The 6,104-nt window shown below is 51.2% G+C and carries 1 protein-coding gene, 2 tRNA genes and 3 rRNA genes; all 6 read right to left on the reverse strand.

The features are described from left to right. Positions 1-70: 70 nt before the first annotated feature. The 6 genes from HMPREF9370_RS11380 to HMPREF9370_RS11405 all read right to left on the reverse strand — a co-directional run bounded on the left by HMPREF9370_RS11380 (position 71) and on the right by HMPREF9370_RS11405 (position 5,899). Positions 71-367: a ComEA family DNA-binding protein gene (locus HMPREF9370_RS11380; RefSeq protein WP_009117675.1), complete on the reverse strand. Its 297-nt coding sequence runs from the start codon at positions 365-367 to the stop codon at positions 71-73. 239 nt (positions 368-606) lie between these two features. After that, positions 607-719 (reverse strand): 5S ribosomal RNA (gene rrf / locus HMPREF9370_RS11385). A 153-nt stretch (positions 720-872) separates the two neighbouring features. Then, positions 873-3,758: ribosomal RNA gene (locus HMPREF9370_RS11390) — 23S ribosomal RNA — on the reverse strand. A gap of 325 nt (positions 3,759-4,083) precedes the next feature. After that, positions 4,084-4,159 (reverse strand) — tRNA-Ala (locus HMPREF9370_RS11395). Positions 4,160-4,182: 23 nt separating this feature from the next. Continuing rightward, positions 4,183-4,259 (reverse strand) — tRNA-Ile (locus HMPREF9370_RS11400). Positions 4,260-4,358: 99 nt separating this feature from the next. Further along, positions 4,359-5,899 (reverse strand): 16S ribosomal RNA (locus HMPREF9370_RS11405). The 16S, 23S and 5S rRNA genes sit together here with 2 tRNA genes alongside, the layout of an rRNA operon. Positions 5,900-6,104: the final 205 nt, after the last annotated feature.

Here is a 6,104-nt window from a genome sequence, read left to right on the forward strand (position 1 = left end):
TTTTACGGGCCTTTGCTCATCTGTTTTGTCTGTTACCGCCGTCTGACCGTTTCAAGCAGAGATATGGTCCCTACTTAGCCTTAGGCTGCAGCGGTTTGGCCGCTTTGGCCTTCGCCGCACCCGATACCGTCGCCTCTTCCTTCAGTTTGTTGAAGATACCGTCGCCGATACCCTTCACCTTCTTCAACTCCTCCACACTTTTAAAGGCACCGTTGGCCTGACGGTACTCCACTATCGCCGCCGCCTTCGCCGGGCCGATACCCGGCAGCGCCTTCAATTCCTCCGCCGTCGCCGTATTGATATTCACCGCCGCCAACGACCACGCACACGACAACGCCGCCAACGCACCTAACATCAGTTTTTTCATGTGTTTTCCATCCTTATATGATTCAGCCGGTTTCCCGAATGTGTTTGGTCAATATACCGTACATAACGAGCCAACAACGCCCTTTATGAACAGCCATCATAACCAAACCGCCCCAAGCTTACAAGTCGTTTTCTTCGTTATTATCAGTTTTACAACAATCCATCACCCGCCACCACAGCGGACGCCGCACACAAAGCAAATCCCCGATATCAGATCGATATCGGGGATTCTGTATGGGTGTCTGGCAGTGACCTACTTTCACATGGGTATCCACACTATCATCGGCGCTGGGTCGTTTCACGGTCCTGTTCGGGATGGGAAGGCGTGGGGCCAACCCGCTATGGCCGCCAGACTTAAACTGTGCAAATCGGTAAAGCCGTTATGGAAAGCAAGCTTCCACTTATTTATTCTTTAATCAACTGTGATGTGTATCTTCTTCAAGACTGACATAAGCTTTATATCCGAAGCCTCAGCACCCTCTACGGTGCAAAGTCCTTCAAATGATAGAGTCAAGCCTCACGAGCAATTAGTATCGGTTAGCTGCACGCATTACTGCGCTTCCACACCCGACCTATCAACGTCCTGGTCTCGAACGACTCTTCAGGAGGGTCAAGCCCTCAGGGAAGTCTCATCTTCAGGCGAGTTTCGCGCTTAGATGCTTTCAGCGCTTATCTCTTCCGAACTTAGCTACCCGGCGATGCGACTGGCGTCACAACCGGTACACCAGAGGTTCGTCCACTCCGGTCCTCTCGTACTAGGAGCAGCCCCCGTCAAACTTCCAACGCCCACTGCAGATAGGGACCAAACTGTCTCACGACGTTTTAAACCCAGCTCACGTACCACTTTAAATGGCGAACAGCCATACCCTTGGGACCGACTACAGCCCCAGGATGTGATGAGCCGACATCGAGGTGCCAAACTCCGCCGTCGATATGAACTCTTGGGCGGAATCAGCCTGTTATCCCCGGAGTACCTTTTATCCGTTGAGCGATGGCCCTTCCATACAGAACCACCGGATCACTATGTCCTGCTTTCGCACCTGCTCGACTTGTCGGTCTCGCAGTTAAGCTACCTTTTGCCATTGCACTATCAGTCCGATTTCCGACCGGACCTAGGTAACCTTCGAACTCCTCCGTTACTCTTTGGGAGGAGACCGCCCCAGTCAAACTGCCTACCATGCACGGTCCCCGATCCGGATTACGGACCTGGGTTAGAACCTCAAAGACACCAGGGTGGTATTTCAAGGACGGCTCCACAGAAACTGGCGTCTCTGCTTCTAAGCCTCCCACCTATCCTACACAAGTGCCTTCAAAGTCCAATGCAAAGCTACAGTAAAGGTTCACGGGGTCTTTCCGTCTAGCAGCGGGGAGATTGCATCTTCACAACCATTTCAACTTCGCTGAGTCTCGGGAGGAGACAGTGTGGCCATCGTTACGCCATTCGTGCGGGTCGGAACTTACCCGACAAGGAATTTCGCTACCTTAGGACCGTTATAGTTACGGCCGCCGTTTACTGGGGCTTCGATCCGATGCTCTCACATCTTCAATTAACCTTCCAGCACCGGGCAGGCGTCACACCCTATACGTCCACTTTCGTGTTTGCAGAGTGCTGTGTTTTTAATAAACAGTCGCAGCCACCGATTCTCTGCGACCCTCCAAAGCTTACGCAGCAAGTGCTTCACCTCAGAGGGCATACCTTCTCCCGAAGTTACGGTATCAATTTGCCGAGTTCCTTCTCCCGAGTTCTCTCAAGCGCCTTAGAATTCTCATCCTGCCCACCTGTGTCGGTTTGCGGTACGGTTCGATTCAAACTGAAGCTTAGTGGCTTTTCCTGGAAGCGTGGTATCGGTTACTTCTTGTCCGTAGACAATCGTCATCACTTCTCGGTGTTATGAAGACCCGGATTTGCCTAAGTCTTCCACCTACCGGCTTAAACAAGCTATTCCAACAGCTTGCCAACCTAACCTTCTCCGTCCCCACATCGCATTTGAATCAAGTACGGGAATATTAACCCGTTTCCCATCGACTACGCATTTCTGCCTCGCCTTAGGGGCCGACTCACCCTACGCCGATGAACGTTGCGTAGGAAACCTTGGGCTTTCGGCGAGCGGGCTTTTCACCCGCTTTATCGCTACTCATGTCAACATTCGCACTTCTGATACCTCCAGCAACCTTCTCAAGTCACCTTCTTCGGCCTACAGAACGCTCCCCTACCATGCACTACGTGCATCCGCAGCTTCGGTTACAGATTTGAGCCCCGTTACATCTTCCGCGCAGGACGACTCGACCAGTGAGCTATTACGCTTTCTTTAAATGATGGCTGCTTCTAAGCCAACATCCTGGCTGTCTGGGCCTTCCCACTTCGTTTACCACTTAATCTGTCATTTGGGACCTTAGCTGGCGGTCTGGGTTGTTTCCCTTTTGACAACGGACGTTAGCACCCGCTGTCTGTCTCCCATGATTGCACTTTCCGGTATTCTTAGTTTGCCATGGGTTGGTAAGTCGCAATGACCCCCTAGCCATAACAGTGCTTTACCCCCGGAAGTGATACATGAGGCACTACCTAAATAGTTTTCGGGGAGAACCAGCTATCTCCGAGTTTGTTTAGCCTTTCACCCCTATCCACAGCTCATCCCCGCATTTTGCAACATGCGTGGGTTCGGACCTCCAGTACCTGTTACGGCACCTTCATCCTGGCCATGGATAGATCACTCGGTTTCGGGTCTACACCCAGCAACTATTCGCCCTATTAAGACTCGGTTTCCCTACGCCTCCCCTATCCGGTTAAGCTCGCTACTGAATGTAAGTCGTTGACCCATTATACAAAAGGTACGCAGTCACCCAATTAATAGGCTCCCACTGTTTGTATGCATCAGGTTTCAGGTTCTATTTCACTCCCCTCCCGGGGTTCTTTTCGCCTTTCCCTCACGGTACTGGTTCACTATCGGTCGATGATGAGTATTTAGCCTTGGAGGATGGTCCCCCCATATTCAGACAGGATTCCACGTGTCCCGCCCTACTTGTCGTATACCTAGTACCACCGTTGAAATTTCGAATACGGGGCTATCACCCACTATGGCCAAGCTTCCCAGCTTGTTCTTCTATCTCAACAGCTATCATATACAGGCTCCTCCGCGTTCGCTCGCCACTACTTACGGAATCTCGGTTGATTTCTTTTCCTCCGGGTACTTAGATGGTTCAGTTCTCCGGGTTCGCTTCGCTTGCCCTATGTATTCAGACAAGGATACCGTATCAATACGGTGGGTTTCCCCATTCGGACATCACCGGATCAAAGCTTTTTTGCCAGCTCCCCGATGCTTTTCGCAGGCTTACACGTCCTTCGTCGCCTATCATCGCCAAGGCATCCACCTGATGCACTTATTCACTTGACTCTATCATTTGAAGAACCTCTTGACTTCGCTGTTCCGGCGTTGACTACCTTCCCAACTTAAGGCCTCTACTTTGATAAAGCTTACTGCTTGTTGTGTATTTGCCTGTGCCTTTTGTGCTCACAGACAAATCGATACAATCATCACCCAAATTCTGTTAATCAGCTTAATGCTGATTAGCTTCGTTTGTTTGTTGATTTCGGCTTTCCAATTTGTTAAAGATCAATGCGTTTGTTTATCCAATCGCGGTTAAACTTGGCAAATTAAAATGAGCTGCGCATTCTAGCAGCTGACTTTAATTTGTAAAGTCCTTTATCAAAGTTTTTTTTGGTGGAGGCAAACGGGATCGAACCGATGACCCCCTGCTTGCAAAGCAGGTGCTCTACCAACTGAGCTATGCCCCCAATATGCGTATTGCTTGTTTGAGTGGTGGGTCTGGGAGGACTTGAACCTCCGACCCCACGCTTATCAAGCGTGTGCTCTAACCAGCTGAGCTACAAACCCAGGTCTCTTTCCGCAAGCTTTCAATCGCTTCTTTAATAAATACCGCTTCTTATACAGTTTACCGATAAGTGTGAGTGCGACAAACCCCTTCTTCTCTAGAAAGGAGGTGATCCAGCCGCAGGTTCCCCTACGGCTACCTTGTTACGACTTCACCCCAGTCATGAAGCATACCGTGGTAAGCGGGCTCCTTGCGGTTACCCTACCTACTTCTGGTATCCCCCACTCCCATGGTGTGACGGGCGGTGTGTACAAGACCCGGGAACGTATTCACCGCAGTATGCTGACCTGCGATTACTAGCGATTCCGACTTCATGCACTCGAGTTGCAGAGTGCAATCCGGACTACGATCGGTTTTGTGGGATTGGCTCCACCTCGCGGCTTGGCTACCCTCTGTACCGACCATTGTATGACGTGTGAAGCCCTGGTCATAAGGGCCATGAGGACTTGACGTCATCCCCACCTTCCTCCGGTTTGTCACCGGCAGTCTCATTAGAGTGCCCAACTAAATGATGGCAACTAATGACAAGGGTTGCGCTCGTTGCGGGACTTAACCCAACATCTCACGACACGAGCTGACGACAGCCATGCAGCACCTGTGTTACGGCTCCCGAAGGCACTCCTCCGTCTCCGGAGGATTCCGTACATGTCAAGACCAGGTAAGGTTCTTCGCGTTGCATCGAATTAATCCACATCATCCACCGCTTGTGCGGGTCCCCGTCAATTCCTTTGAGTTTTAATCTTGCGACCGTACTCCCCAGGCGGTCAATTTCACGCGTTAGCTACGCTACTAAAGCATCAAGTGCCCCAACAGCTAATTGACATCGTTTAGGGCGTGGACTACCAGGGTATCTAATCCTGTTTGCTACCCACGCTTTCGAGCATGAACGTCAGTATTATCCCAGGGGGCTGCCTTCGCCATCGGTATTCCTCCACATCTCTACGCATTTCACTGCTACACGTGGAATTCTACCCCCCTCTGACATACTCTAGTCACCCAGTTCAGAACGCAGTTCCCAGGTTGAGCCCGGGGATTTCACATCCTGCTTAAGTAACCGTCTGCGCTCGCTTTACGCCCAGTAATTCCGATTAACGCTCGCACCCTACGTATTACCGCGGCTGCTGGCACGTAGTTAGCCGGTGCTTATTCTTCAGGTACCGTCATCACTCCAGGGTATTAACCCGAAGCTTTTCTTCCCTGACAAAAGTCCTTTACAACCCGAAGGCCTTCTTCAGACACGCGGCATGGCTGGATCAGGGTTCCCCCCATTGTCCAAAATTCCCCACTGCTGCCTCCCGTAGGAGTCTGGGCCGTGTCTCAGTCCCAGTGTGGCGGATCATCCTCTCAGACCCGCTACTGATCGTCGCCTTGGTAGGCCTTTACCCCACCAACTAGCTAATCAGACATCGGCCGCTCGAATAGCGCGAGGTCCTAAGAGCCCCCGCTTTCCTTCGCAAAGCGTATGCGGTATTAGCCATCCTTTCGGACAGTTATCCCCCACTACTCGGTACGTTCCGATGCATTACTCACCCGTTCGCCACTCGCCGGCAGGAAAGCAAGCTCTCCCCCGCTGCCGTTCGACTTGCATGTGTAAAGCATGCCGCCAGCGTTCAATCTGAGCCAGGATCAAACTCTTATGTTCAATCTCTAACTTAATAACTTCTGGTCTGCTTCAAAGAAACCGACAAGATTTCTTGTCTGTCTTTCAAACAGTGTGGGGCCCATCGCACCCACACTTATCGGTAATCTGTATTGTTAAAGAGCGCGAACCAATCAAAACAGCTTGTGCTATAATAACCAGTTCGTGAATCACTGCAGCAGCAGCGAAGAAACCGAACTATACCCAA

This window comes from Neisseria wadsworthii 9715, from assembly GCF_000227765.1.
Classification (GTDB): domain Bacteria; phylum Pseudomonadota; class Gammaproteobacteria; order Burkholderiales; family Neisseriaceae; genus Neisseria; species Neisseria wadsworthii.

What these genes read in the sequence shown, in the direction of transcription:
- HMPREF9370_RS11380 (WP_009117675.1), bottom strand. Translation starts at nt 367, where the DNA reads ATGAAAAAACTGATGTTAGGTGCGTTGGCGGCGTTGTCGTGTGCGTGG.